Annotated in this window: 25 protein-coding genes; 13 read left to right on the forward strand and 12 right to left on the reverse strand. The window is 41.5% G+C overall.

Features of this window, described 5'->3' with window-relative positions; translation table 11 throughout:
• Positions 1-244: 244 nt before the first annotated feature.
• Complete coding sequence (locus tag CXF93_RS21535) at positions 245-757, reverse strand: phage regulatory CII family protein (RefSeq protein ID WP_101064551.1); 513 nt, start codon at positions 755-757, stop codon at positions 245-247.
• Between the two features lie 751 nt (positions 758-1,508).
• Complete coding sequence (locus CXF93_RS21540) at positions 1,509-1,811, reverse strand: hypothetical protein (RefSeq protein ID WP_101064552.1); 303 nt, start codon at positions 1,809-1,811, stop codon at positions 1,509-1,511.
• Positions 1,812-2,190: 379 nt separating this feature from the next.
• Between CXF93_RS21540 and CXF93_RS21545 the strand changes: the two genes are divergently transcribed.
• The 3 genes from CXF93_RS21545 to CXF93_RS21555 all read left to right on the forward strand — a co-directional run bounded on the left by CXF93_RS21545 (position 2,191) and on the right by CXF93_RS21555 (position 6,984).
• Positions 2,191-3,807, forward strand: coding sequence for a methyl-accepting chemotaxis protein (locus tag CXF93_RS21545; protein WP_101064553.1), 1,617 nt, complete (start codon positions 2,191-2,193; stop codon positions 3,805-3,807).
• 95 nt (positions 3,808-3,902) lie between these two features.
• Positions 3,903-5,144 carry an alpha/beta fold hydrolase gene (locus CXF93_RS21550; RefSeq protein ID WP_101064554.1) on the forward strand — a complete coding sequence of 414 codons (1,242 nt, stop codon included), beginning with the start codon at positions 3,903-3,905 and terminating at the stop codon, positions 5,142-5,144.
• 217 nt (positions 5,145-5,361) lie between these two features.
• Positions 5,362-6,984 carry a methyl-accepting chemotaxis protein gene (locus CXF93_RS21555; protein ID WP_101064555.1) on the forward strand — a complete coding sequence of 541 codons (1,623 nt, stop codon included), beginning with the start codon at positions 5,362-5,364 and terminating at the stop codon, positions 6,982-6,984.
• A 54-nt stretch (positions 6,985-7,038) separates the two neighbouring features.
• On the opposite strand, the gene CXF93_RS21560 is transcribed toward CXF93_RS21555, so the two are convergent.
• Entirely contained in the window at positions 7,039-8,004 is a 966-nt protein-coding gene (locus tag CXF93_RS21560) for a radical SAM protein (RefSeq protein ID WP_101064556.1), read from the reverse strand.
• Between the two features lie 112 nt (positions 8,005-8,116).
• Entirely contained in the window at positions 8,117-8,986 is an 870-nt protein-coding gene (locus CXF93_RS21565; RefSeq protein WP_101064557.1) for a LysR family transcriptional regulator, read from the reverse strand.
• 149 nt (positions 8,987-9,135) lie between these two features.
• Between CXF93_RS21565 and CXF93_RS21570 the strand changes: the two genes are divergently transcribed.
• From CXF93_RS21570 to CXF93_RS21585, 4 genes are all read left to right on the forward strand, one after another.
• Positions 9,136-10,203 carry an HlyD family secretion protein gene (locus CXF93_RS21570; protein WP_232784290.1) on the forward strand — a complete coding sequence of 356 codons (1,068 nt, stop codon included), beginning with the start codon at positions 9,136-9,138 and terminating at the stop codon, positions 10,201-10,203.
• 63 nt (positions 10,204-10,266) lie between these two features.
• Positions 10,267-11,271: a DUF2955 domain-containing protein gene (locus CXF93_RS21575; RefSeq protein WP_198551729.1), complete on the forward strand. Its 1,005-nt coding sequence runs from the start codon at positions 10,267-10,269 to the stop codon at positions 11,269-11,271.
• A gap of 166 nt (positions 11,272-11,437) precedes the next feature.
• Positions 11,438-11,998 carry a type II secretion system protein gene (locus CXF93_RS21580; protein ID WP_101064558.1) on the forward strand — a complete coding sequence of 187 codons (561 nt, stop codon included), beginning with the start codon at positions 11,438-11,440 and terminating at the stop codon, positions 11,996-11,998.
• Positions 11,999-12,035: 37 nt separating this feature from the next.
• On the forward strand, positions 12,036-12,602 hold the full coding sequence (locus tag CXF93_RS21585; protein WP_101064559.1) for a DNA-3-methyladenine glycosylase I: 567 nt from the start codon (positions 12,036-12,038) through the stop codon (positions 12,600-12,602).
• A gap of 26 nt (positions 12,603-12,628) precedes the next feature.
• On the opposite strand, the gene CXF93_RS21590 is transcribed toward CXF93_RS21585, so the two are convergent.
• The gene (locus tag CXF93_RS21590) at positions 12,629-13,876 is read right to left on the reverse strand and encodes a CynX/NimT family MFS transporter (RefSeq protein WP_101064560.1); all 1,248 of its coding nucleotides are present in this window, start codon (positions 13,874-13,876) and stop codon (positions 12,629-12,631) included.
• A gap of 236 nt (positions 13,877-14,112) precedes the next feature.
• On the opposite strand from CXF93_RS21590, the gene CXF93_RS21595 reads away from it, so the two are divergent.
• Positions 14,113-14,802: a helix-turn-helix domain-containing protein gene (locus tag CXF93_RS21595; RefSeq protein ID WP_101064561.1), complete on the forward strand. Its 690-nt coding sequence runs from the start codon at positions 14,113-14,115 to the stop codon at positions 14,800-14,802.
• Positions 14,803-14,816: 14 nt separating this feature from the next.
• On the opposite strand, the gene CXF93_RS21600 is transcribed toward CXF93_RS21595, so the two are convergent.
• Positions 14,817-15,671: a LysR family transcriptional regulator gene (locus CXF93_RS21600; protein ID WP_101064562.1), complete on the reverse strand. Its 855-nt coding sequence runs from the start codon at positions 15,669-15,671 to the stop codon at positions 14,817-14,819.
• A gap of 12 nt (positions 15,672-15,683) precedes the next feature.
• On the opposite strand from CXF93_RS21600, the gene CXF93_RS21605 reads away from it, so the two are divergent.
• Positions 15,684-16,766, forward strand: coding sequence for an NADH:flavin oxidoreductase (locus tag CXF93_RS21605; protein ID WP_232784291.1), 1,083 nt, complete (start codon positions 15,684-15,686; stop codon positions 16,764-16,766).
• Between the two features lie 84 nt (positions 16,767-16,850).
• On the opposite strand, the gene CXF93_RS21610 is transcribed toward CXF93_RS21605, so the two are convergent.
• The 3 genes from CXF93_RS21610 to CXF93_RS21620 form a co-directional block, all read right to left on the reverse strand.
• Positions 16,851-17,414 carry a YceI family protein gene (locus CXF93_RS21610; protein WP_101064564.1) on the reverse strand — a complete coding sequence of 188 codons (564 nt, stop codon included), beginning with the start codon at positions 17,412-17,414 and terminating at the stop codon, positions 16,851-16,853.
• A 96-nt stretch (positions 17,415-17,510) separates the two neighbouring features.
• Positions 17,511-18,095: a peptide-methionine (S)-S-oxide reductase gene (locus CXF93_RS21615; RefSeq protein ID WP_101064565.1), complete on the reverse strand. Its 585-nt coding sequence runs from the start codon at positions 18,093-18,095 to the stop codon at positions 17,511-17,513.
• Positions 18,096-18,222: 127 nt separating this feature from the next.
• Positions 18,223-19,044, reverse strand: a complete 822-nt coding sequence (locus tag CXF93_RS21620) for a 2OG-Fe(II) oxygenase (protein ID WP_101064566.1) — start codon at positions 19,042-19,044, stop codon at positions 18,223-18,225.
• 199 nt (positions 19,045-19,243) lie between these two features.
• On the opposite strand from CXF93_RS21620, the gene CXF93_RS21625 reads away from it, so the two are divergent.
• Positions 19,244-20,182: a LysR family transcriptional regulator gene (locus CXF93_RS21625; protein ID WP_232784292.1), complete on the forward strand. Its 939-nt coding sequence runs from the start codon at positions 19,244-19,246 to the stop codon at positions 20,180-20,182.
• Positions 20,183-20,272: 90 nt separating this feature from the next.
• Positions 20,273-20,881 carry a LysE family translocator gene (locus tag CXF93_RS21630; RefSeq protein ID WP_101064568.1) on the forward strand — a complete coding sequence of 203 codons (609 nt, stop codon included), beginning with the start codon at positions 20,273-20,275 and terminating at the stop codon, positions 20,879-20,881.
• A 164-nt stretch (positions 20,882-21,045) separates the two neighbouring features.
• Here the strand turns inward: CXF93_RS21630 and CXF93_RS21635 are convergent, their stop codons facing one another.
• Positions 21,046-22,023 (reverse strand): zinc-dependent alcohol dehydrogenase family protein, encoded by a 978-nt coding sequence (locus tag CXF93_RS21635; protein ID WP_101064569.1) that lies wholly within the window; start codon positions 22,021-22,023, stop codon positions 21,046-21,048.
• A gap of 193 nt (positions 22,024-22,216) precedes the next feature.
• On the reverse strand, positions 22,217-23,437 hold the full coding sequence (locus CXF93_RS21640) for an MFS transporter (RefSeq protein WP_101064570.1): 1,221 nt from the start codon (positions 23,435-23,437) through the stop codon (positions 22,217-22,219).
• A gap of 162 nt (positions 23,438-23,599) precedes the next feature.
• On the opposite strand from CXF93_RS21640, the gene CXF93_RS21645 reads away from it, so the two are divergent.
• The gene (locus tag CXF93_RS21645) at positions 23,600-24,487 is read left to right on the forward strand and encodes a LysR family transcriptional regulator (protein WP_101064571.1); all 888 of its coding nucleotides are present in this window, start codon (positions 23,600-23,602) and stop codon (positions 24,485-24,487) included.
• A gap of 85 nt (positions 24,488-24,572) precedes the next feature.
• Positions 24,573-25,100 carry a GNAT family N-acetyltransferase gene (locus CXF93_RS21650; RefSeq protein WP_232784293.1) on the forward strand — a complete coding sequence of 176 codons (528 nt, stop codon included), beginning with the start codon at positions 24,573-24,575 and terminating at the stop codon, positions 25,098-25,100.
• Between the two features lie 31 nt (positions 25,101-25,131).
• Here the strand turns inward: CXF93_RS21650 and CXF93_RS21655 are convergent, their stop codons facing one another.
• Complete coding sequence (locus CXF93_RS21655) at positions 25,132-26,130, reverse strand: VirK/YbjX family protein (protein WP_101064572.1); 999 nt, start codon at positions 26,128-26,130, stop codon at positions 25,132-25,134.
• Positions 26,131-26,378 lie beyond the last annotated feature (248 nt).

The following is a 26,378-nucleotide window of genomic DNA, read 5'->3' on the forward strand; positions in this document are numbered from 1 at the left end:
GATGATACATGATGAAAGTTGCGGAGTTTCAATATCCGCCGCAAAGGCTGTAAAAGTGTGGGCTACTTCCCGCTTGTAGTGGTATTGCGATGAGACTTGGTTATGATGCTGATAGCGGTGTAACCGCGGTGATGAGTACGATAGGTTAATAAGTTCTGTATTACCGAATTAGATAACAGCAGCCAAATCGCGCTTATTTCAGTGACGGCAAGGCTGCTAAGTATCAATAATACAATGATAACGATTACTTTATTATAGTATTATCTTGGTTGGCTTCAATTAAAATAGCCCTTAGTTTTATTAAGGCGTTAATCTCATCATCTATTTCACTTTTAATATTCTTAATTTCATTATTACTAATTTTATTATCCTGTAATGATGCATGTATAACTTGAGATACCTCTCCATGCTCTTTGTCCGAGTTCATCATCGCCTTCAATAATGACCGATAACTTACATTCGTATTCGGGTCTGCGTAATATCGGTCACACTTCAAATCGAAGGCTGTTAATAAATCTTCAAATACATGAATATGACGACCATTATTATCTTTTTTTAAAATTTCCATAATAAAAAGAAATTCTTTTAGCGTGAGATTATGAGTTTCATATTGTGGATTTAATTTATTTAAAAATGTTTTTTGATTTACTTTTTTCTCACTTAACTGAGATAGCATGGCTAAAACTTCATCATTACCTACATCTTTTACTTTTGACTGTAGTGTTGTTAATACTAACTTATGATAATTCCTTTCCATTTCTCATTCACTTTAATTCTTTTATTTCAATCGCTTAATTTACCATTAATGTTTTATTCGCTCAAGTTATATAGCGGTAGACGTTGTCTTTATTCAAATATGTTTATTTCATTGCCGGTATGCTCAGGATTAATAACGCTAGAAGAAATTATAAAGATGAATGATTAATTAAACCTGCCATATAAAAATATGGATGTGAATGAAGCACCTATATTCACGTATTTTATATAAGAAGACAACGCTATGATTATTCCATTGAGAACGGGTTAAGTATCAGGCATTGAGTCGTTTAACGAGTGTCTAAGGCTTTGTTACTTTAGTTCTATATATAAAATATTGAGAGGAAATTAGCATGCAATGTTGTAATAATGGACGACCAGAAAAAATACGCCGCACATGGTTTCAAAAATGGTTTTACACCAGTATTTTTAAATGTGACAACTGTGGTTATATTACTAAAATAAAAATGAGTACTGTAAAGTCATAACCTATTTTGCATCATCATCTCTTTCATTATACTTTTTATTTCGACTTGACGGGTTACTTCCCGCTTGTGGTTGTATCGCGATGAGATTTCGTGATGATAATGTATTGGTGGTTTAGCTTTGAAGTAGTGTATTTGAAATAATTGGTTTGTCGAGGAGTCTAGACAGACTATCTATGGTAATGCGGGACAAGGGGGGGGGGAGCAAATTAAGCTATGTTGAGGTTATTAGACAATCCCAACAAAGCTTAATGGTTGGGTGCTGAGTTATGTTAATTCAGGCCCTAAACGTAGACGCGCTTCATAGTCGTCGTAGTAATCTCTTTCTGCTAATAACAGCGTTAATTTGTCTAATGTGAAATCTTGATTATTCACGCCATTTTCTAAGCGTTGTAAGCAATGCTCAATGGCTGTTTGCTCGTCTTGCGCTAAATATTCACGGCAAAAGTACAGCGGCGGTAGGCCATAAGCAAATGAAGTTAATTGAGCAATGTGCATTGCATCGAGTGGTAGTGTTAATTGTGCGAGAGAAATGTTGGCAGTTGACTGATCTTGACCGGTATTAGACATATAAAGCGCTCGTATAAGAAAGACCTGAAATATACTACAGTAAAAAGATGTTTATTACTGTAGGTATAAAAGGCTATTGGGATAATCGCTCTATTACCCAGCGAGCAAACACCTTGCGCTACCCGCCGCACATTGATTAATGTTTTCAGTGATTATTTTAAATCTACTCCGTGGGAATAATATCGACTACTGAACTAGAACATGCATCGCCATACAATATTTAATTAGATTGTATTTATTTCATATGCTTAGCGTGACTTATCATACTGAATATTGATGTGGATCATAAGCTTAGACCTGTTTCTTGATAAAATGTTACTTCCTTGTTGGATTGCTGTTAGCGTTCTGTTGGCTGGTAACATTATGAAAGTGATAAAATATGAAATTAAGTGATTTATCAATTAAATACAAACTATTATCTCTCGTTATCTTTTCTGCATTACTTTTGATCGCAGCTTGTATCTACAATCTCAATGAGCAGAGAAAGTCTTCTTTGATTGAGCGTGAAAGTAAACTGAGTGCGCAAGTTGAAGTGGCTGTCAGTTTGCTTGACCATTATTATCAGCAACGTAAAGAATTAGGTGTTGAAGTAGCAAAGCAAAGTGCTATTAAGGCGATTAGCAGTATGCGCTACGATACTGATAACTACTTTTGGATCCTAACGCCGCAACTGCAAGTTATTTCTCATCCTAAAAAACCAGCATTAAATGGTGTTAATGCCCGAGACTTCAAAGATGGTGCAGGCAAATATCATTGGCGTGAAATGGGCGTTATTGCCACTACGAATAAAGCGGGTTTTCTTGATTATCAATGGGTAAGCCCACAGAATATATTGAAAGATAAAATTTCTTATGTCCAGCTGTACCCTGAATGGCAATGGATTATCGGTTCGGGTATTTTGGTTGCGGATATACAAGAAGACTTTCTTGCCGCCAGTCTAAAAGAAGCCATTGTCGCGGTTGTGTTGATCGCCATCTTGGCTAGCTGGGGATTTGTCATTGCCAGTAATATCATTAAACCATTGGAAAAATTGATCGTCAGTACACATAACATTGCGGATGGAGATTTGACGGTAAGATTACATGCTGGTCGTAAAGATGAATTGGGCGAAATGAGCAATGAAATTGACCGTATGCTGGAGAAGTTACAAATGACGTTGTTAGCCGCTAATGAATCGGCTCAACAGTCTGCCAGCATGGCACAAAGTATTGCGCAAGCGAGTGAAGAAGCAGCCGTCAGTGTCAACAGTCAACATATCCAGCTCGAGCTACTTTCTTCGGCGATGACCGAGATGAGCGCTACGATTGAAGATGTGGCCAGCAATGCGGAAAATACCGCTTGTAGCACCTCGCTAGTGACCGATCATGCCACGCAAAGCGGCACCGCGATGCAGAAAACTGCATCGACTATCTCTGATGTTTCAAAAGACATTGCGTCGGCGGATCAATTGGTGCGTGAGTTACAAGCGGGTGTCTATGAAATTAGTGCCGTTGTGAACGTGATTAGTGAGGTTTCCGAACAAACCAATTTACTGGCGCTAAATGCCGCCATTGAAGCCGCTCGTGCAGGTGAGCAAGGTCGCGGTTTTGCAGTGGTGGCTGATGAAGTTAGAAATTTAGCCAACCGAACTAAGCAATCAACAAGTGCAGTTCAGAAAACCATTGATGCGCTGATTGAACGTACTGAACGAACGGTTAAAGCCATGGCCTGTAGTAATTTGAAGGTGGAAGAGAGCGTGGATGTTTCAGTTGCAACCCAGCAGCAGCTTACAACTATGGTTTCTGAGCTGATCCGCTCTAATGATATGGTTGCGCAGATTGCCGCTGCATCAGAGCAACAAGGTTTGGTCGCAAATGAAATGACCCAAAATGTGAGTATCATTCATCTTGCTGCGAATGAAGTGAAACAAGCATCGCAAATGCTGGCAGAAGAGAGCCAATCACTGGCTGTGACCTCAGAGGTTCTTTACGGCCAATTAAAGTATTTCAAAGTTTAAATATCGGAATACAGCCTTAGATAATGACATCGACAATGCTAAATAAGTACTATTATTCTTTATGATCAGGGTGATTATATGGAGTGCGTTAAAGTATGAGTCGTTTAATTGTGATCGGTTGGTTGTCATTCATGCTTTTAGGCTGTGGACAATTATTGGCGTTGAAATCAGATTTAAAACTCGCTGATGAATTGTATGAAGAAATTACCGTCAGCATAGATACCCCGGCAACCCAGGATAAACGTTATATCGTCATACAACTGAGCGAACTTGACGCAGACAGTATCCTGACGGTTAATGCCATTGATAGGGGCTCTGAAATTAAGCTGCCTTCTTTTTTCAAGCTGACTAATTATATATTTGTGTTTGAAGATGAAAATTTAGATTTTACCTACCAAATTAACGAACCAAGTTACCTGTATGATAAAAACAATGTGATCAATAATCACATCACCATCAGTGATGCCTATATGACGACTGTGGGTTTGGCGCAGCTTGCTGATCTGGCGGTATTACCACTACTTGAATTGAAATTAAAACCGGAATTGGTTGGTAATATTACGACTTGGGATGATCCAGCCTTTAGTGATGCCGCCAAAGCCATGGGCATGTGGCAACCTATGCAGTTTATACAAGAAGATTATGTTGGCATATTTTTCTTAGCCCCTTACGATAAACACAAAATTCCAGTGCTGTATGTACATGGCATGGGCGGTAGCGGCAAGGATTTTCAGAAACTGATTGCGCAGCTAGATACCAACAAGTACCAAGCTTGGGTGGTTAATTACCCTTCGGCGTTGTCGCTGACATTATTATCCCAGTCGATTGCTGGGATGATGACGCTGCTACAGGATCAGTATCATTATAAACCTGTGCATATTGTTGCCCACAGTATGGGCGGCGTACTAACTCAGCGTTATCTTAATGTCTGTAATATTGGCGCTCGATGTGGTCTTATTCGTTCTTTCACCTCGATAGCATCGCCATTTGGTGGGGTTGCTTCAGCGGAAAGTGGGGTTGAACGTTCTCCTGTAGTCATGCCTGCGTGGCGAGATATCGCCCCCAATAGTCCTTCGATTAAAAACCTGTTTACGCCAACTGTTTCGGATAGTTTGCCACCACATTTATTATTGTTCACCTATCGACAAGATAATTTTGAAATGGGGGCAAGCAGCGATGGCACTATCGCTCTAAGCAGCCAATTGACGCCACTGGCGCAACAACAAGCGCAGACTATCTATGGTTTTAATTATGGTCATATCGATGTACTGGACGCTGCCGATGTGTTTAATACTATTCAAATATTTTGGTCCAAAATCGAACTAAAATCGCATTAAAATAAACTCCGATAGTACTTAGATAGCACTGGCTAGAATGAGATAACCGTGATCTACGTAGACTTAATACCTAATAATAGTTATTTTGGTATGCTAAAGTTGATCTCGACAAAAAATTTTCATCTGCGATATGTTTTAATGGTGAAACATCATAAAGTTATATTCGGTTTTGCCGATATAATCATATACCCACCATTTATTGATAGAAGTGCTACTAATGAACTTAAAAACACAATCCTATTTGCTTGCTGGCATTATATTGTCTGCGCTTGTCGCGATCACCGTAGTGGGGCTCTGGACGTTAAAAGCATCAAGTACCGTGGATAATAAATCTCGCGTAACAGAAGTGTTTCAAACGACTTATAATTTCATTAGCAATATGGAAAAAATGGTGGCGTCTGGTGAGCTAGAAGAAACTAAAGCCAAGCAGATTGTGATTCAGGTACTGAGAAATAACATTTATAAAGACAATGAGTATGTGTACGTTGCAGATGAAAACCTGATGTTCCTTGCTGCACCATTGGATCCACAACTGCATGGCACTAGCTTTAATGATTTTAGAGACAGTAAAGGCCAAAGCGTTGGTCAGATCTTAACGAATGCAGTGAATCGCCAGCCTAATCAGATCGCAGACTATATTTGGACGCAGCGCTTACCGGATGGTTCAGTTGAAGAAAAACATTCGATTGCCGAAAGAACTGCACGTTGGGGCTGGATTGTGGGTACGGGTATTGGCGAAAATGAAGTCAATGCGCGTTTTTGGTCAAGTGCTAAATGGCAGTTCGGTTTATGCTTTGTGGTGGCGAGTTTAATCTTTGGATTGCTCATCACGGCAATCAAACGCATCATTGCGATCATTGGTGGCGAGCCGAGTGATGTATTAGCAGCGATACAGGCTGTTGCCGATGGTAAAATTACCACATCATTTAGCGAGTCTGCACCAAGAGATAGTATTTATGGTGCAGTACAAACAATGAGTATGTCTTTGGGTGATTTAGTTAAGCATCTTGGCCAGGCGATGAATGCGCTAAGCTCAGAGTTAACCGATGTGGATTCACGTGCTAAACAGATGAGTGAATTGACTGAGACACAACGACAATCAACAGTGATGATTGCGACTGCAATGACAGAAATGGCAGAATCAGCCAATGGTGTTGCAGATTCTGCCCAAGCCACGGCGCAACATACGCTGGACGCCGATAAACAAAGTGTTGATACCCATAATTTAATTAATTCGACGGTTAATAATATCCAAGGTCTTGCTGACCAATTGCATACGGCAAGTTCAGCAGTATCGTCATTAGATGGCGATGTGCATAACATTACCAAGATCTTAGATGTGATTGGTGATATTGCCGAGCAAACCAACTTGCTGGCCTTAAATGCGGCGATTGAAGCGGCGCGCGCTGGTGAACAAGGTCGTGGTTTTGCGGTAGTTGCTGATGAAGTGCGTAACCTTGCAGGGCGAACACAGAATTGTACTAAAGAAATTCAACAAATGGTCACTAACCTGCAAATAGGCTCTCGTAATGCGATTTCAACCATGGATATATGTGCAGAGACCAGTGCGAGTACGGTAACGGAATCCCAACATGCATCGGAAGCTTTAGCGCAAATTGTTGCCGCGCTAGAAACTATCTCGTCAATGAGTCATGAAATTGCCACCGCAGCAGCAGAGCAAAAAGTGGTTGGTGAAGATATTGCCATGCAGGTGAACATGATTGAACAGAGTAGTTGCCAGTTATCGACAACGGTATCGGATGGCGCAGAAAGCTCGCAAAGCTTGGTAAGATTAACGGCTGATTTAGCCAGCTGGTTGAATAAATTCCAAGTTAAATAGTAAACCCGTTACAGTGAGATAGGGGGATTGGTTTTATTCCCCTATTATTCTGCGTCATTTCCAAAACTTACGTATGGTTGGTGTCGAAATTTGTACTTTGGGGCATGATTTACAGTAACTCAATTTGTCTAAATCTTTCTTCCTATGAATTGTTCTTGCCGCTTGTAACCTCGGGCTCATCCAAATGTCTTTTAGTGTTGAGTCATGGGCATTTTGAATAATTTCTTCTTCTCGAAAAGCGCACTGGAATCTACAAAGTGGCACATCACCGTTCCAATTTATTTTTAGCTCAAATTTGATAGAGTGGCAGCGTTTATATGGACCGTCAGTAACAATCGGCCTGTTTGGCGTGAAGGTGTTGAAACTTACCACTTCAGCGTATTTAAACCATTTTAGCTTATAAGTGTTTAATTTTTCTGGATCGTCATTGCGAAATGCCACGTTGCGGATCGCAACGATTGGCGTGTTAGAGTGTTTTTTTTCTTTCTCTTCATGGAGTAATTGTACGTTACGTTTGACGGTTTCATAATCGCCGCCGACACGACGTTTACCATAACTCGCGGCATCAAATCCATCGATGGAAACCCCTAAATAATCAATACCTGAATTGATGACTTCATCCGGAGTTAATACTTCTAACAAGGTTCCGTTAGTGGTGAATTCGGTTACCACGTTTTTATTTTTGGCAAAGGTTAGAATGTCTTTCAGATCTGGGTGCATTGCAGGCTCACCTAGACCTACGATTCTTAACATACTTCGCGGATGTTGGGCTATTTCACTGATAATACTAAGCACTAATTTAAGATCCATGTAGCCAACAGGACGTGTCATATTATGTGTTCGTGGACAATGTGGGCAGCGAAAATTACAATCGTTGGTCAGTTCAACCTCAACCGCACTAGGGAATGCAGACTGTAAGAACATGTAGGGATATTTGTTGTAAAATTTAGAGCGAACAAAATTAATCGGATTGCCGTGTGAACCATAGTTGCCCATTATTAATTGTTTTATGTAGTTCATCAAAGATACCCAGCGTTGAGATTTAAACTAAATCATAGTTGAGGATAGCGATTTTGCTAAGGATGGTGGTGACTACACGGAACAATTAACATTTATATTGATAACATCGATATCAGCGATGATTTAAAAATTTATCGCGCAGTAAGTTGATCATGACTCGGGTTTTTTGCGGTAAGAATTGGCGTGATGAATACACCAAGGTCATGGCAATTTCGGATTGATAAATATCCGGTAAAACATGCACTAATGTACCGGTTTTTATTTGTTGTTGTACTAAAATTATCGGCAATAAAGCAATACCATGCCCCGATTGTGCCATTCGGCTGACTAACCCCAAATCCTCTGAAATTAATCGTATATTCAAGCCTTCAGGTAATGTGCTGGAATCATAGTGACTGGTTAAAATAGCATGTTCAAATAGATCGTTAAGACCTTGCGGCATCGGATTTTTTGTCAGGTAATGTGGTGAACAAAACAGGCCTCTTTTAGACGGGAAAAACACTTGTTGGATGTAATCTTCATTAATGATATCGACGATATCGGGCAGTAGTTGCAGATCGATATTTTCACGTTTTAAATCGACACTTTGATGACGATGAATAACTTCTAAGCTGATATCTGGAAACTGTCGCGCATAGTCATCTAATAATGCTGCAAACATGGCTGAGGCTATAAACGCCGCAGGTACGGCAATGCGTAATACGCCTTGCAGGCTTTGTTGTTGATTTTTTAGTAATGAAATAGCTTGGTTTACATCGCTTAATGGCTGATTAATATGTTTATACAGCAAGCGACCATGTTCGGTCAGTTCTATCTGCCGTGTGGTGCGGATAAGTAGTTGGCAACCTAGTGCTTTTTCTAATTCTTGGAGTCGTCGGCTGACCTTGGAACGCTGTAATCCATGGGCTTGTGCTGCGGCGCTAATACCGCCATGTCTTACTGTTAATATGAATAAGTACAGATCGTCCATCGATGCTTTCATTGCTCGTCCTATTATTAATCGCACTATTATAAATTACACTATTATTAGTCGTCCTATTTATGAGACGCAAGTGCCATATTAATCATTGTATTTAATCAAGTGGAAAACTTCTATAATCCTTACTGTTTTATTTGTAATTGGAAGTTTAAATGTCTCATACTCAGTCCACTTTTCATCGTTGGATGCGCCGCCTTATTGTCTTGTTCGTTGTTTTTATGGCTTACATCATCGTAGCTGATAGATACGCCCCGTTAACCACCGAGAGTCGAGTTTATGGTTATGTGGTGCAATTAGCACCGGAAGTATCTGGGCCGATCACCGCCGTTGCGATCCGCAATAACCAAAGCGTTGAAAAAGGCCAGCTGTTGTTTACCATTAATGATAGTAAATACACTATCGCGGTTAACAAGGCTAAAGTGGCGTTACAGCAAGCTTATGAACAAGAAAAATCCTTGTATGCGCAGGTTGAAGCGGCCATTGCTAATACCGCCAGCAGTAAGGCTAATTATACCAATGCAGCGGCGGAATATAAGCGTATACGCAAGCTGGCAAAAAAGAATCTAGTCTCGATGTCGATGCAAGACAGCGCTTATGCAAGGTATCAAGCGGCGGGTTCGACACTGCATGCCTATCAGCAACAAACACTGGCAATCAAAGCCAAGTTAGGCGATGAAGTCGGTGGTAGTTCGCTGGTGATGGCGGCTAAAAATAACCTCGATGAAGCGGCTCTGAGTTTATCCCACACGCAAATATTTGCACCTAACAAGGGCGTGATCACCAATCTGCAGCTTGAGGTGGGTGCGATGGCATCGGCTAATCAACCTATGCTGACGTTTATTTCCAATGATTCATTGTGGGTGGCGGCAGATTTTCGTGAAAAAGCCACAGCGCTGATTAGTAACAGATCCGCAGCTTATGTCACTTATGATGCGCTGCCGGGGCAAGTGTTTAACTTCACTGTCGGCAGTCGAGATTTTGGTGTGGCGTCGGCACAACAAACCGCCAGTGGCCAGTTAACGTCAGTAGAAGTGAGTAACCGTTGGGTACGTGATGCTCAGCGTATTCGGGTTAACTTAGTCAGTGAAGAGGCGCTCCCTGTGCAACTGTTTGTGGGCTCGCGGGCGACGGTGGTGCTTTATCCTGCCGACAGTGCGTGGTGGCAAACATTAGCAAGTCTACAAATCAAGCTCGCTGGTCTACTGCATTATATTTATTAACTTTATCAGCGCAGTTTTAGTTTATTCGCATTTATTAGCGCTGTTTGAGTACAGCGGGAGAACATGATGAAAACAATGCGACTTTGGTTTGCTTGTGTTTTTGGCTTAGCGTTAAGTATGGTATTTGGCTGGTCGTATGGATTTTTTGCGATATTGCTGCCGACGTTTATTATCGCCCGCGCCGATCATTTCAATGTCAGCCTGATTAATCAAATGGTGCTCGGTATTGTTTGGGTTAGTTTGGAAGTTAATTTTATTTCCGGATTTTTGCAGCCTTATCCGTGGTTAATGACTGTCGCCGTGGCTATTTTATTTATGAGTAAATGCATCGCCATGACCAAACCAAGCGGTTATCTGTTTGGTTTTACCGGTTTGCTGGTGGGCTCTATTGCGCTGAACTTTATGAGTTATCCTGGTTTTGATAGCGAAGAGTTTACGCTGACATTGTGGGTAAGTGCCTTGGCCATCTACCCTATCTGCGGGTTGGCGTATTACTTGTTTAGCGAACCTGAACGTGAAGCAAAACTTGAGCAATCACAGCAAACTAATGTGGCTGTGCAGCACGATCATATCGGCGTATTACGACAAACAGCCATGGGCTGGACTATCTCAATGTTGGCTTTTTTAATCTTTCAGTTTGGCGACTTGAGTGATTCGGTATCGGCGCAAGCGTCTATTTTTATTGTGCTCACACCAATGACATTTATCGGTTCAATGGCGGCAGCAAAAATTCGCATCAGTGGCACATTATTGGGGTGTGTCGCTGGTATGGCAATCCAATTAGGTTTATCAAGTTGGGCTAATAATGGTCTGTTATTCTTGATGGCATTTGCGATCGCGGTTGGTTTTTTTGCTTGGTTATTGGCCTTAGGTGGGGTTAAAGGTGGACTTGGGTTTTCGGCGATGAGCGCGTTAAGTGTGCCACTCACCACGGCCTTTCAGCCCGGGCAGCAAGATGCGTTCTTCGCTATTATCTACCGTTTTAGCTCTATCACCTTTACAGTAGTACTGACATCGCTGGCAATATGGTTTGTTCATTGTGTTTTAGTCAGAGTGATTAAAGCGTGACCGCGAACTCGGTGTGGCGCTTTTTTATTTTTGTTGAAATAAATCAGACTACTATTAATATTTACATGGAAAATAGTTAAATTTGGATCAATTAATTTACAATTAAGCTTATAGTACTAAGCATTTTATAAGGCATACTATTAAAAATGTTTAACAGAGAGAGAAAATGGACTTTACTGTGTCTAAAATAAAAATTTGGTCTAAAAGCAATACGGGGTCTAAAAGAAATAGTGGTTTTACCCTCATAGAATTGGTTATTACGATTATTGTTTTAGGCGTGCTTTCTGCCACTGCGGTGCCACGTTTTATCGATTTAAAAGATGATGCAAAAAAAGAAACGGTGGAAAACTTTCACGGAACCCTAAGGTCAACGGTGCGATTACTGCATATGAAGTCTCAAATCGACAACATATTGGGTGATGATGCCACTATCGCAACGGACTATGGTGATTATCAATTTTCTCGTGGTTACCCGAAAACGAGAAGTGAAGCGACAACACCAACGGCTTATTTTATTGAAACCTTTCTGGAATTAGGTGTGCCAGTCGATGTGATTCAAAATAATACTACTCGAACCGCTACCTATGCTGAAATTACCGTTTATGAAGACAATATCTACTCGCGTATCGGTTATGGAACAGGAGATTTACTCAATGACACCTGTTATGCCGAATATCAGCATACCATTGAAACTCAAGTGTTTAGCCTAAAAACTGATGGTTGTTAATAATGATAAAGGCAAAGGCAAAGGCAAAGGATAAGCAATGAATAATAGATGTACTTGGTGTGGCGACGATCCGCTATATGTTGCTTATCATGATGAAGAGTGGGGCGTACCTGTTCATGATGAACAACGCTTATTTGAATTCCTGATCTTAGAAGGTGCGCAAGCGGGGCTCAGCTGGATCACTATATTAAGAAAGCGTGAAAACTACCGTAACGCCTTTCACCAGTTTGATTATACGATTATTGCCAATTACAGCGAAGACGATGTTAAGCGCTTACTGGCGAATGCAGGTATCGTCCGTAATACTTTAAAGATCCGTTCAGTGATAAAAAATGCCCAAGGTTTTTTAAATATCCAAGCCGAATTTGGTTCGTTCGATAGTTATATTTGGCGTTTTGTTAACGGCGTTACCCTACAAAATGATTTACCCTCACTGGCTGAAACCCCCGCTAAAACTGCAATCTCAGAAGCCATGAGTAAAGATTTGAAGAAGCGCGGGTTTAACTTTGTCGGACCAACGATTTGTTATGCGTTTATGCAAGCAATCGGCATGGTTAACGATCACACTACCGATTGCTTTCGTCACCAACCACTGCAGCCTTAATTGAGCGAATTATTAGCTAGTCTTGATTAAGCACTGGGGCTGCATGTCTCGATGGGCTGATTAATAGGCGCACTGATCACCATTGATTTCCCTGCCAGAGTTGCTAAACCTACCCAGATAAGGCTCATGCCAGCAGCGAGTATTAATGGCATATCCCAGCTGTTTGTTGCTTCATGCAGAGAACCAAAAATAATGGGACTGGTTGCGGCAAATAAATACCCTATGCATTGCGCCATGCCAGATAATGACGCGGCTTGGTGTGAGTTATGCGTGCGTAAGCCGACAAAAGATAATCCGAGAATAAAACCACCACCACAACTGAAGCCGAGTAATGTCACCCAAATGACAGCGTGTTGATGCATCATCAGTAAACCTGTGATGCCAATGAAAGCCAATATAGTCATCGCTAACCCTAGGGTGCGTTTGTCTTTTACTTTTGCCATTAATGGGATCAGTACCAGCGCTGGTGCTGCTGATGCCAATTGTAAAACACCGTGAATGTAGCCTGCGTCGTGCTCTGAATAACCATAGCTGACTAAGATGCTAGGTAACCAGGCAATGAAGGCATACATAATAAATGAGTTGAACGCCAAGAACCCTGACACGTGCCAAGCTGCTTTGTCGCGCCACATATAACTGTGGCTATCAATATCCGGTGTATCAGCGGCTGGTTTGGTGTGGTTACTTAACTGTGGTAACCAAATTAACATGGTGATAATTGGCAAGATAATAGTACCCGCCAGTGCAAATGCCCAGTTAGGGATAAAAGTGACATTTAGGCTATCAGCAACGTTCAGCATAGGGATTGTGGTGCTAGCACTGAGTGTTGCACCTACGCCCATGGTAAGCACATAAACCGCGGTTAACGTCGGGCCTTGATTAGGGAAGTCACGCTTTAATAAACTCGGTAGAAGTACGTTACCGATAGCAATACCGATGCCGATAACACAGGTGCCTAAATACAAGGTGAGGCTTGAGCTTGCCGAACGTAGGACTATACCACTGGTGATTGCCACGAGTGCCAACATCAATGATGGTTCAAGGCCAATTCTGCGGGCTAATGCCGAGGACAGTGGTGAGAAAATAGCAAATGCCAGCAGTGGTAATGTGGTGAGCATACCGGCTTGTGTGGCCGATAAATTGAGGTCGTGAGAGATAAAATCTAAGATCGGTCCTATACCGGTAATGGGTCCGCGCAAGTTACTGGCGATGAGTAAAATACTAACTATGAGCAATATAGGGTGAGCAATATTGGGTTTATTATCTTGTGGCATGAGTCTGTCCTCTGAAGCGATGTCTTATATTACCCATTCCCAATCAATCTGAATTTATGTATATTGACAATTTGTTGCTAAAAACAGCCATTATGAAACTACCTCACTATACAATTAAGTCTCTATGCAATTAGGCCACTATGCAACTACCTCACTATAAAATAGGTTTCGATTCGGACAGGTATACCGAAAGTGTCAATGCACTGCGGACATCGGGTCTGGAAAGAGCTTATGAAATGCCAGTCCATCAACATGTGAAATGTCAGTTAGTGATGCCCCTCACCGGTTTTGTTCGCTGTTCAATTGCTGATGCTATCTGGATGGTACCGGCTAACTGTGCCGTTTGGATCCCAAGCCAAGTACCGCACAGTAATCATATTTCTATCAGTGATGATGTATGCATGTTATTTGTCGATCCTGAAGTGGTGGGAATACCAGATAAAATTTGTACCCTGTCTATCTCACCGTTATTACGCGAGTTAATTATTAGTTTGGCGAGTAAAGATCAACATTACGCAGCAGATGCAAGTACCGTGAGATTGGCGCAAGTATTGATTGATGAACTTATTTGCATGCCTAAAGAACACTTCGATTTTCCAATACCTGCAGAGCCAAGACTCAATCAGATAGCTAATCAGCTGTTAGCTAATCCTGCCGACCGTAAAACTGTGGGGGAATGGGCAGCGTTATACGCCATGAGTGAAAGAACATTTTCTCGATTAGTGAAACAAGAAGTCGGCATGACATTTGGGCGTTGGCGTGGGCAACTTCATCTGGTAATGGCGTTGCAAAAACTGTCATCAAATGAGTCGGTGCAACGGGTATCGGAAGATTTAGGTTATGAGTCAGTAAGTGCGTTTATTACTTTTTTTAAAAAGACCTTAGGTAAGCCACCTAAACAGTATATGCGTCAAGCAGTCTCATGACGCGATGACAGTGGTTAAAATAACCGGTTTATCCAACCATATTGTATTTTCTGCTGGCAGCATAACCAAATAAACTGGTTACAGGTATAAGGACAGCCGTGACTTTTAAGCATGCTCAGCTGGCTTTCAGCCAGTAAATATTCTGGAATATAAGCCAGCCAATGCTGGGTTTTCAATAAACTGGCTAATGCTGAAATGGTATCGACGCGCGCCACAATTCGCCGTGCAAAGGCTTCATCATGCCAGCCATCATTACTCAATAAACTGCCGGTATCGCCATAAATATTACTCGATGGCACAATAAACCCATACTCAAGGATCTCGGTAATTGGGATCGCTGACTCTCGCTTAGCCAAGGGGTGGTTTGGGCTACAGGCCAATACAAATTTCACCTGATCCAATAACTTGGTTTGAATACCCTGAATTTGAGGTGGCTCACCATTCGTTGCCACCAACGCGAGATCGACCTGATAGCGCAGCAAGCTATCAACCCCAGGATCCTTAAACGTCGCTAACGTGAGTTCATGATCATATTGTTGCAGCGGAGAAATTAAGGCTGGCAGATAATGATTTAACAAACCATCGGCACCGCTAATACGCATATGGGTACGCTGTGGCTGACCGAGTTCCAACTCGATATCATGGTTGATATTTAATAATTCATTACTGCGCGCTAACAGGGTTTTACCCGCAGGCGACAACTGCCAGCCTTTACCAATTCGCACAAACAATGCTTGCTGATAATAACTTTCTACCCGGCGTACTACTTTCGATAAAGTACCTGGTTGCATATTTAAATGTAACGCTGCTTCTCGCAGGCTCAAGTGACTAGCAATTTGTACAAATAGTTTTAGATCTTCGATTCTCATATAGATTCCAATATGGAAACAATTATCTACAAATCGTTTACCAAAGGTGTTTGTGAACAGCGTATCATAGCCGCCAATAGATTAGGAGATCCTATGCCACGTTTTAGCCCACTGATTACTGAAACATTTACATTAAAAAATCGCTTAGTTGTACCGCCTATGGCATCGCAAACTGCCGACCAAGCAGGTTTGGCTACGTTAGATACCTTGACCCATTATGCTAATTTGGCTAAATCAGGCGCGAGCTTAGTCATGGTCGAATACAGTTTTGTCTCCCTTGCTGGGCGCAGTGAAGCAAATCAATTAGGAGCGCATCATGATAGCTGTATTACGGGACTTGCTGAAATAGTCAATATCATTCATCAAGCGGGTGCTAAAGCGGCATTACAACTTACCCACTGCGGTGGTAAAGATAGTGATGGCATTAGTGGTGATTTAATGGGACCTGCCGGCATTACCGTGCCTGCCTATGATCGTGAACTACCTTTACCGCGGGCGATGACGGCGGCCGACATTGTTACTTGGCAGCAAGATTTTGTGCGTGCCGCGCTCAGGGCCGAGCAGGCCGGGTTTGATTTTGTCGAGTTACATTGTGCACACGGTTATGGACTAAACCAATTTCTATCTCCGATCACCAATCAAAGAACAGATCTACACGGTGGCTCGTTAAGCAATCAAGCGCGTTTGATCACGGATATTATTACCGACATCAATCAGCAAGCGCCAAGATTAAAATTGATGGTGCGGATCCCTGGGCAAGATCTCTATCCAGGTGGCTTGAGTCAAACTGATATGGTGCAAGCTGCACAACTTATGGTTACTGCTGGCGTGGATATATTAAATATTTCATCTGGTATTGGCGGTTGGACGCGACCTAAGAATAGGCGTGGGCAAGGGTATTTAATTAATGAATCTCAGTATATGAAACAAGCCAATTTAGGCGTGCCTATTATCGGTGTTGGCGGTATTGAAGAGGGGGATTATATTGATACCGCGATTGAAAATGACTGGTTAGATCTCGCCGCAGTTGGCAGATCTATACTTAAAGATCCCGTTGTATTTTATGCCAGTCAAATGATCAAAAAAAGCGGATGAATTGATACTAACCCGCCTGAATCGTCAACACGATAATCAAGCGGGAAATATCAAATAAATGACAGTGTCTTATCTGTTCTTGGATTACTTTTTAAAAACCAGATTGATGTTAACTGGCACAGCATCTGAAAGCGCAAGACCACCAACGGTTGCAGCTAGCTTAGTCAGGTTCACTGCTGGAATAGCAAAATCACTGGCTGTGATGATCACCGGTGCATACGAACTGACGATAATAGCATTGGCTGTTTTAGTTATAATGACCGGAAAGTTAAATGTTTTTTTATTGCCATAGAAAGATACTTCTGCAGGCACGATCATTTTTGAAATTGGCTGGGTTAACGAGGCTAAATCAAACTGTCCGCTCACCATAATGACTGGATTTTCAGTCGTATTAAAGAACAACGAATTAAGTCGCTCATTACGGACTGAAACACCCGTATCTATGTTTGCTACTGGCGCGATAACCGCAAATCTACCCTGTTCATCTAGGCTACCGGTTAAGCCACTCATGGTTGCAGGCTCAACGACATATTGTTTTTTGATGGTGGCAAAACTGATCGATGAAAAATCTGTTGTTAGATTAAATTTTTCTGTGGCAAATGATTGAAATGACAATAATGCCAGTGATAAAAGCAGTGTCTTTTTCATGTTTATTTTCCTTAATTAACGTTATTTAAAACTTTAAATTGTATTCATCATATCGCGATAAATAGTTTGATTCATCACATGTTTATCACGCCTTTATCACGTTGTTATTAGCGCGTTATCGATATCCGCCATTAGCTTTGCTGGCAGCTTGGATTTATTGATTAAATTAGCATGACTACCGAGTAGTTTTTTTAATTTCGGGGTGATGATGTTTTCACAAAATGGCCGTTGTGGATCGCTGTAATAATAGTTTTGCATGGACTCATCTGACAGCTTGAACTGGTTAAGTGTATACGCACGGGTAATCAGAGGTTGCTCAAACTCATCTTGTAATAAAGCTAAGTTGTGTTTTATTTCGGTGATTTGATAAGGTTCCATCGCATAGACGGCGCTGCGGTATTTATTCCGCATAGAATGGGCTTTAGTACTGCTGTGAGTATGTAAATGAATGGCGATAATATTTTTCAAACTGATCACGTCGGGTATGTAAGAGATAATAATTCCTTCGGAAAACCAATCATCGTCAGCAAACGAAGATAGCCAGCCTTGCTCTACTTTCGTCACACCACGTAGCGATAAAAAAATCGCTTCTGTGCACCAATAGCAGCTGCCACTGAGGCCGATTTTTTTGCCTTTATGATTTATTTTCTGAGCAGTTTTACTGTCGGTATTACTAGCCATTATACTTCCTTGTATGAGCGTGTCCGGTATGACGATTAATAACTCTGCCTCGTACATAAATATGAGGTTAGTTATTAAACTATTTAATTATGGACTATAAAAAAGCTTCATAGCTAGGGTTATGTGATTATTTTTTATAAATTTGTTTGGTTTTTACGACTCCAAGCGGAAACAGTTTTCGTACGCCTTGACGCAACGCATTGTCGGCTTGTAAAGCCACATCTCTGACGCCTTGATCCGGTCTGCCGCGAAATGAAGTGACATGGAATTGATCTGTGGGTTTGAGCGCATTATCTGAAAAGTAATAATTTGATACGCAGGTTCTATTTTTATCGGCAGTGATAGGGCTAACAGAGTGCCATGATCCGTCATGTGTCGCCATGACAATAAGTCGATTGAATAAACTATCTATGGTGAGTTGTTTATTTTCGATGCCGCCGGGCCAGAGTTCCAAATTACCGCCGTTAGCCTGCTGCCAATCTGGTGTTACATAATATAATAGGTTGAGCACGCGCCATTGTTTACGGTCTTTTTCGTGTGAATTGTCTAAATGCGGGTTTAAGAATTGACCTTGGTGCATCAATGAGATCCCTCCTGCATATAGGTTTTCATCGGCATAGAGGCTATCAATAGCACAAATGTTTTTAATTAGGGCAAGAATACGGTGATCTTGAAATGCAAAAATAGTTTCCTCTAATAAGGGGTCGTGGTCATTCATTTGCGCAGTGACGTATTTGTATTCTCGCAGGTTATATTTACCACCCACTAACATCATGTCGTTATAGTGGGGAAATACAGCATATATTCTTGTGGCTAAATCAACGGGCAGGAAGTTATCAATATAGAAGTAACCAATATTACTCACAGAGGCGTCATACATAGCTTTGATCGTTTCAGCTTGCTCAGTTATTTTATCTATAATTAAATCTGCAATATCGAGTCTGTTCATAGATCACCTACTTCATACTATTTGCCTAAGTTGTGATATAAATTTAGCACATGAAAAAAGACCATAAAGCCCATACTGGCTTGTTAAATCGCTATCGTATTATTAAATGAGTAAGGTCAGATAGTTAACTTTTAAAATAATGCGAAAGAAAATTTACGTTATGATGGTTAACTGATTATCTTGTATGGCGAGTGCCCTTTTGAATAACTACAAATTATTACCGGCGTTAATTTCAATATTACAAACCCGTAATTTGACCGAGTCGGCACGACAACTCAACGTCACGCAGTCAGCGATAAGTAAAACTCTAACGCAAATTCGCGCGGCATTTCATGACAAGATCGTCATCCGCGAAGGTAATCAATTTGTATTAACACGTAAGGGTGAGGAGTTAAAAACGCAGTTGCCGCTATTGATGCAGACCTTGGATAATTTATATTTACCGAGTGTGATGGACCCGAGTCAGTGTCAGCGCCAATTTACTCTAGCTTCTAGTGATTATGTTGCGCAAGCGATCTTGCCGTTGATATGCAGTGAACTGGCGGTCAATGCGGCTAATGCGAGTGTTAACTATCAGCTTTGGCATAAAGATAGTTTAACTGAATTAGCTGACATGACGTTGGATCTGGTGAGTACCATTACCGACAATGTACCGGAAAACTTACACGGTAAAAATATCGGAGAAGATCAGCTGGTAGTCGTGTGCCGCCCTCAGCATCCCCTGTGTCAGGGTAATGCGCTATCGGTGAACGATTATATTAAGGCCAAACATGTGTTGATCAGTGGTGGTGGCGATAAAAATAGTGCCGTAGATCTGACATTAACAGCGCTGGGCGAACAACGTCAGGTGTTTGCTTCGGTACCGTTTTTTCAGGCGGCGATTGAACTGCTATTAACAACAGATACCTTGCTGACGACGCCATTACATATCGCTGCGGACTTTGCGCAAGCATACGATCTGCGGATCATGATACTGCCGATAGATCTGCCGCCGCAGCAGTATTACTTGTTGTGGCACGCTAAACACCATCAAGATCCAGAACATACTTGGTTTAGAGAATTGTGTTTTCCCTTCTTAAAAAATCACTTTGAGCGTACCAAGATATTAGGTATGAAATTACTTCATGATAATAAGTAGTTAATGCAATTTTTACTCATTAGTCATCTCGATTAAGATTAACGCCATTGATTCAATGTAAGAAAATATAAAACAAGGTAGGAAATGAGTATGGAATTAACTGCATGGATGTCTTTGGCATTGATTTGTGTCATGGGGGCGATGACACCGGGTCCGAGTCTGGCGGTGGTATTAAAGCATACGATCTCTGGTGGTCGCGTTAACGGTGTTGCGGCGAGTATTGCGCACGGTGTTGGTGTCGGTGTGTATGCCACGTTAACTGTGGTTGGTTTAGCGCTTGTGATCCAACAAACGCCATGGTTATTTAATGTCATCAAATATGCCGGTGTAGCGATGTTATTACACTTGGCTTATAAGGCGTTAACGTCAAAACCAGCGTTAGATAAGATGGATCAACAACAGGTAATCGTGACCTTAAAAGACAGCCTAGTACAAGGCTTTATGATTGCCTTTCTCAATCCTAAATTAGCGATCTTCTTTTTAGCGTTATTCGGTCAATTTGTCGAAGCAGACGCGGGTTGGTTACAAAACCTGATCATGGTAGGCACGGTATTTAGCATTGATACCTTGTGGTATTGCATTATTGCCGTGGTGTTATCACAATCGACGATGTTAGATAAGCTAAGAAACAATGTACACAAGATTGATAAAGTAACGGGCGTGGTATTACTGGCTGTTGCAGCACGTGTGGCGATGTAGTTCTGGCTGCTAAAACTAATCTCTAGAGTTTAAAGAAAGAGTTTAAAAATAGCTAAATAAAAAAGCACCACAGTTTCTGTTATCGACAGTCGCTGTGGTGCTTTTAAGTATTCAGGATATTAATACCAAGGTACTCATCTCAAGATACAAAGCAGTGCGCATAATTACGCTGTTAACGTCACTTTACCTACCGCTTTACCTGAACCTAGGTGATCATGTGCTTGTGCTACTTCCCAGATAGAGAAGTTGCTATCATCAATGATTGGTGTGATCTTACCTGCATCAACCAGTGCTGCAATTTCAGTTAAGATACGGCCGTGTGATTCGTGGTTAATGCCATGGTATAACGGGATCAACATTAATACACTGTGGAATGACAAGCTTTTAAGTGCCACTTGTAATACGTTTTCAATTGGTAAAATAGTCGCTACGTGACCATTATATTTTGCTGCTTCAAATGATTTTTGAATGTTGTCGCCAGCGACAGTATCAAAGATCTTATCAAAACCAGTACCGCCAGTGTGCGCTTGTACATAGTCAGCTACTGTTGCTGTCGTGAAATCAACTAAGTTATCTGCACCCAGTGTTTTCGCTAGTTCAGCATTCGCTGGTGAGTGCGTTGATGTCACTGTTGCGCCAAGTACTTTTGCAAGTTGTACTGCGATGTGACCAACGCCACCTGTAGCACCGTGAATAAGCACGTTATCACCGGCTTGTACATTCATCTTGTGTACAAGTGCTTCGTATGATGTGATAGCAACCAGTGGTAATGCCGCCGCTTGTTTCATTGTTAGCGTTTTAGGTTTTAAAGCCATTAGACGTGCATCAACTAACATGAACTCAGCAAGTGCACCGTCAACGCCATTAATGCCGCCAGCCATGCCGTAAACTTCGTCACCAACATTGAAATTGGCAACATCTGCACTTACTTCAACAACGATACCTGCCACATCACCGTGTAATACTTCAGGTAAGTTTGCAGACCATGGTAGTTCTACAGAGCGTAGCATGGTATCAATTGGGTTTACGCTGGTTGCTTTTACTTCAACGACCATGTGACCTGATTTTAATGTTGGTTTTGCTTTTTCTACTAATTGAAAAACGTCGCTTGAACCGATTTTTTTAATGATCATTGCTTTCATGGTTGCTGCCTTTTGATAGAATTATTGGGACTTGCTTAACAAGATGGGGCTATTCTATGTTTTGTTTCAGCAACCAACAATAACCCTACAAGCAAACTACCTTTGCTTTTTAGGCAAAGGTGATTGTAGCGAGGGGATCTGCATGATCATAACGACTTACATGGTGATCGTAGCGGCTTATCACTCATGCATATTATGGCTTGCAAGCAACTAGCTTACTATCGGATTCACTGCGCGCTCGGCGCGACACACACCTTAGTGCAAAGACCAACGCCACCATCAGGCTATGAATGATGCTTGTTGCGCCTAATACTGACCACCATCCACCGACTTGCCAGCAGTAAATAAGAATAAATCCGCCGACACTACCGCCTGAATAATACATCACTAGGTATAGCGCGGTTGCGGTTGATTTACCTTGCGTGGCACTGCGGCCAATATGGCTGTAAGCCAGTGCATGAATAAAGAACGCCCCTGCGCTTAATACCAATAAACCAATAATGATGGTTAGCATCGTTTGCAGCGATAGGATCATCAGCCCAAGCAGGCTAATGCCGATGCCGAGTAATAAGCCGCTGAATAAGGAATGGTTATGCATCCAGCGACCACTTAAGCGTGCTGATAATGTGCCGCTGAGGTAACACAAGAACACCAAGGATAATAAGCTGGCGGGTAAGGAGATAGGCGCGGCAGATAATTTAAACCCCATCACTGAAAAAATATTAATGAATACCGAGAAATTCAGCCCGCCAATTAACATGGCAAAAAACAGCGTAGGGGTTTTGATATGCTCAAGCAGTTGTTTGCCGTGATGGGATAGCCGCCCTTGTTGGGCGACAAAATGACGTTGTTTTAATATCAACGGAAAGATGATCAGTAGGGCGATGCCACTGAGTATCGACATGGCTAAAATAGTCCACTGTAGTCCGATTGCATCAGTCATTACCCCGCCATATATCCGGCCAATAATTCCCCCCAGCGTGTTGGCACTAATATAACCACCAACCGCGATCAGCAGTGCTGCTGGAGCCAATTCCTCTGCCATGTAAGCCACTGCGACAGCAATGAATCCCGCCAGCGCGATACCGAGTAACGCACGCAATATAATTAAGGTATGTAAATCTGGACTGATAAACATTAGAAAATTAATACAGGGAATAAGCACTAAACTGCAACGCATGATGGGGCGGCGGCCAATGACTTCAGATAGGATAGCCCAAGGCAGCAGCGATAAAGCGACGGCTAAGGTGGTGCTAGAGAATAACCAGTTAACTTGCAACTCAGTGGCGTTAAACTTAACCATGAAATACGGCAGTAGTGGCTGAAAATAATATAAATTGCAAAACACCAGAAATGAACCGAGTCCAAGGCCTAATGTTACTTTTTTATAATCTTGAGAATGCAGTGCAATCATTTATCCATCCAGCTGATGCTAAGGTAATAACTAAGGTAATAGTGAAGTTGATAGCATGATCACCTTTATTCGGCTCATGCACTACTAACAATGGTTATAGAGTAGTGCAGTAATGCTAATATGAAAAATATATAAATATCATAGAAGGCATCTATTTTAGTTATGCTTAATTCCAAAACCCTGCATTATTTCGCCACGATTGCTGCCCAGGGCAGTTATACCAAAGCGGCCGAGCATCTGGGTATCGCCCAATCGGCGCTGAGTATTGCCATGCGTAAGTTTGAGCTGCAGATTGGTATGCCGTTATTGATCCGCAGCAGCAAAGGTGTGGTCGTGACCAAAGAAGGGGAAGTGCTGCTTGTTCACAGTAAGGATATTCTTGCTCGTATTAGTGATGCAGAAACGGCGTTAAATGATTTACGTGGTTTAGAGCAAGGCGAAGTGAGCATAGGTATTCCCGGCATGATGGGTTCGTATTTTTTTCCTGAGATACTCATGGCCTTTAAGTTTAAGTACCCAAATTTAAAATTAAGTATCATGGAAGGTGGCACCCAAACCATTAAAGAAAAGTTACTCTCGGGTGAGTTAGATTTGGGGGTGATCGTCGATGATCATGTACCGAGCAGTTTACAAGTCCAACGTTTTGTACGCCCACAAATGGTCGCCGCAGTGGGTAAGAACCATGCCTTAGCAGATGCCAAATCGGTGACTTATGCCGATTTTTTTACCCATGAATTAGTGATGTTTAAAGCCGGTTATTTTCATCGTGAAATCATTGATGGTTTGTGTGAAGCCAATAATATGATCGCGAATTATTCTTTTGAAACCAATTTGATCACTATGATCCTAAATATCGTTAAGAATGAATTTGCTATTACTGCATTGCTTGAGTTAGTCACAGATCAAGAAGCGGATGTCATGGGGATCCCGTTTGATCCGCCTATCTATTTAGATCTGGCACTGGCATGGCGTAAAGATGGTTATCTGTCATTGGCGAATAGGCGCTTTGTTGAGTTTACCTTGGCGCAAGTGGCGGGCATTGATGGTTAATTGTTAGTTAATCGCGAATTAAGCATTAATAAATAGGCATTAATAAATAGGCATTAATAAATAGAAATGAATAAAGAGGAATGTCATGAGTATATCTATTACCACGCCGCGTTTAACCATGCGTCAAATCAGCGAGTCTGATTGGCCGTTATTTTTGCGTTTGCATACTGAAGCGCGTGTTATCGATAGATGTTTTGATCAACCCAGTATTGATGATATTCGCGCTAAATTTGCTTCACGTTTACCGCCCTGGTCTGTGACGTCTGGCGCTTGGTTGTGTTTGGTCATCATTGATAGTGAGGCTAATCAGGCGGTAGGCATCACGGGTTTTGATTATGATGGTTGTTCTGCAGAAGTCGGTTACTTGTTATTACCAGAATATTTCAGTCAGGGTTATGCGACTGAATCATTGCAGGGTGTTATCGCTTGGGCAATACGGGTGCATTTGATGTCGATATTTCAAGGTATTGTTACTGAAGGTAATCATAATTCAGAAAAGGTATTGAAGAAATGTGGTTTTAAGCTGCATGAGGTGATCGCTGATGCCTATTGTATCGGTGACGTATTATATGCGGATCGGATTTATAAGCTGAATACCAGTTCACTCGATTAATGAGTTAAGGGTATTCAGCTATTGATTACAGTTAAGCGGCTTGTGAGCTTTCTATTGCAGTTTCCACGGAACTATTAACTGAATCATCTATAGCGCTATGCGTTGAATTAATTGCTGGTGGATTCATTAACCATGGCGTTAAATTGTTTGCCATGGCAATTTCACTATCATCCAACCATTGGTAGCGTTTAGTGTACATTTTACGCTTGGTTTTCTTCAGTGTGAGAGGATCTTTTCGGGGTGTAAATACCGGTAAACCATAGAAGTAAGTGTCTATTTTAGTCGCTTCAAACTCGTCCCACAGACCATCATAATCGAAAGTAACAGAGCTACGTTTCGAGCCGATATAACGTAATGCTTGATAGATATGGCCTTTGTTTGAAATCGCTTTTACTTCACTCACGCCTAAAACCCGCGCTAGCATTAATGCCATTTCAACGAGTAATGATTTAGTGCGTAAACCGTGTAATGATTTGGTTAATACTTTAATCAGTGCGTGACGATCTTCGACTGAATCACGCGGGCCTTGTAGCATACCAATATGCATTATTTTAGTCGTGGTACCTGAAATGTTACAGGCTAAAGCATAAACACTTTGGTCTTTGTCATTAACTAAACGAATACCTAGGCCACCTTCACGGCTAGCACCACGATATAGCTGCACACGATATGTTTCTCCGCTTAAGCTTTCAAAGTCTAAAATGCTTATTCCCTTACTGGAAATAACGGCATTCGAATTTGCCCCAAAGGTATCATCAATATATTGATAATGTTCTGTTATATGCTTAATGCGCTCTGAGTTAGACCAATTAACGCAAAGAAAAGGTTTTAATGGTTTCTCTAGGATCTCGGGATTGTTGGCTAAAATTGGCTTTAAATTATCATTCGCAAACAAAGTCGTCATTGCATTGATGGCTTTACTATTTGTCGCTGCCCAAAAATAGAATCTCGCTTTCTTTTTAATTTTCTTTAGGCCTTTGCTTTTCGGGTAAATCAGATCGGCGAGTTCAGAGAGATTAGTAGTAGACATCGATTTTTTGTTCCTAGTAAAACCAACCCATAGCGGATGATTTTAAGTTTAAGTTTAAGCATATGTTTCTATTCGAGGTGTATCGTGTTGCGATAATGCCATTATCGAGAAATATACACAGAGTATATGTCGAATTTATATTAATTATATGGTCGCATTAACTGATTATACATCCATATGTAACAAATTATACTAAGAATGGTGTTTTACTAAGTAAGTGTTTGTAAATATTTGTAAGTCACTTTGGA

The organism is Moritella sp. Urea-trap-13, assembly GCF_002836355.1.
In the GTDB taxonomy this organism is placed as follows: domain Bacteria; phylum Pseudomonadota; class Gammaproteobacteria; order Enterobacterales; family Moritellaceae; genus Moritella.

What these genes read in the sequence shown, in the direction of transcription:
- CXF93_RS21535 (WP_101064551.1), bottom strand. Translation starts at nt 757, where the DNA reads ATGGAAAGGAATTATCATAAGTTAGTATTAACAACACTACAGTCAAAA.
- CXF93_RS21540 (WP_101064552.1), bottom strand. Translation starts at nt 1,811, where the DNA reads ATGTCTAATACCGGTCAAGATCAGTCAACTGCCAACATTTCTCTCGCA.
- CXF93_RS21545 (WP_101064553.1), top strand. Translation starts at nt 2,191, where the DNA reads ATGAAATTAAGTGATTTATCAATTAAATACAAACTATTATCTCTCGTT.
- CXF93_RS21550 (WP_101064554.1), top strand. Translation starts at nt 3,903, where the DNA reads ATGAGTCGTTTAATTGTGATCGGTTGGTTGTCATTCATGCTTTTAGGC.
- CXF93_RS21555 (WP_101064555.1), top strand. Translation starts at nt 5,362, where the DNA reads ATGAACTTAAAAACACAATCCTATTTGCTTGCTGGCATTATATTGTCT.
- CXF93_RS21560 (WP_101064556.1), bottom strand. Translation starts at nt 8,004, where the DNA reads ATGAACTACATAAAACAATTAATAATGGGCAACTATGGTTCACACGGC.
- CXF93_RS21565 (WP_101064557.1), bottom strand. Translation starts at nt 8,986, where the DNA reads ATGAAAGCATCGATGGACGATCTGTACTTATTCATATTAACAGTAAGA.
- CXF93_RS21570 (WP_232784290.1), top strand. Translation starts at nt 9,136, where the DNA reads ATGTCTCATACTCAGTCCACTTTTCATCGTTGGATGCGCCGCCTTATT.
- CXF93_RS21575 (WP_198551729.1), top strand. Translation starts at nt 10,267, where the DNA reads ATGATGAAAACAATGCGACTTTGGTTTGCTTGTGTTTTTGGCTTAGCG.
- CXF93_RS21580 (WP_101064558.1), top strand. Translation starts at nt 11,438, where the DNA reads ATGGACTTTACTGTGTCTAAAATAAAAATTTGGTCTAAAAGCAATACG.
- CXF93_RS21585 (WP_101064559.1), top strand. Translation starts at nt 12,036, where the DNA reads ATGAATAATAGATGTACTTGGTGTGGCGACGATCCGCTATATGTTGCT.
- CXF93_RS21590 (WP_101064560.1), bottom strand. Translation starts at nt 13,876, where the DNA reads ATGCCACAAGATAATAAACCCAATATTGCTCACCCTATATTGCTCATA.
- CXF93_RS21595 (WP_101064561.1), top strand. Translation starts at nt 14,113, where the DNA reads ATGCCAGTCCATCAACATGTGAAATGTCAGTTAGTGATGCCCCTCACC.
- CXF93_RS21600 (WP_101064562.1), bottom strand. Translation starts at nt 15,671, where the DNA reads ATGAGAATCGAAGATCTAAAACTATTTGTACAAATTGCTAGTCACTTG.
- CXF93_RS21605 (WP_232784291.1), top strand. Translation starts at nt 15,684, where the DNA reads ATGGAAACAATTATCTACAAATCGTTTACCAAAGGTGTTTGTGAACAG.
- CXF93_RS21610 (WP_101064564.1), bottom strand. Translation starts at nt 17,414, where the DNA reads ATGAAAAAGACACTGCTTTTATCACTGGCATTATTGTCATTTCAATCA.
- CXF93_RS21615 (WP_101064565.1), bottom strand. Translation starts at nt 18,095, where the DNA reads ATGGCTAGTAATACCGACAGTAAAACTGCTCAGAAAATAAATCATAAA.
- CXF93_RS21620 (WP_101064566.1), bottom strand. Translation starts at nt 19,044, where the DNA reads ATGAACAGACTCGATATTGCAGATTTAATTATAGATAAAATAACTGAG.
- CXF93_RS21630 (WP_101064568.1), top strand. Translation starts at nt 20,273, where the DNA reads ATGGAATTAACTGCATGGATGTCTTTGGCATTGATTTGTGTCATGGGG.
- CXF93_RS21635 (WP_101064569.1), bottom strand. Translation starts at nt 22,023, where the DNA reads ATGAAAGCAATGATCATTAAAAAAATCGGTTCAAGCGACGTTTTTCAA.
- CXF93_RS21640 (WP_101064570.1), bottom strand. Translation starts at nt 23,437, where the DNA reads ATGATTGCACTGCATTCTCAAGATTATAAAAAAGTAACATTAGGCCTT.
- CXF93_RS21645 (WP_101064571.1), top strand. Translation starts at nt 23,600, where the DNA reads ATGCTTAATTCCAAAACCCTGCATTATTTCGCCACGATTGCTGCCCAG.
- CXF93_RS21650 (WP_232784293.1), top strand. Translation starts at nt 24,573, where the DNA reads ATGAGTATATCTATTACCACGCCGCGTTTAACCATGCGTCAAATCAGC.
- CXF93_RS21655 (WP_101064572.1), bottom strand. Translation starts at nt 26,130, where the DNA reads ATGTCTACTACTAATCTCTCTGAACTCGCCGATCTGATTTACCCGAAA.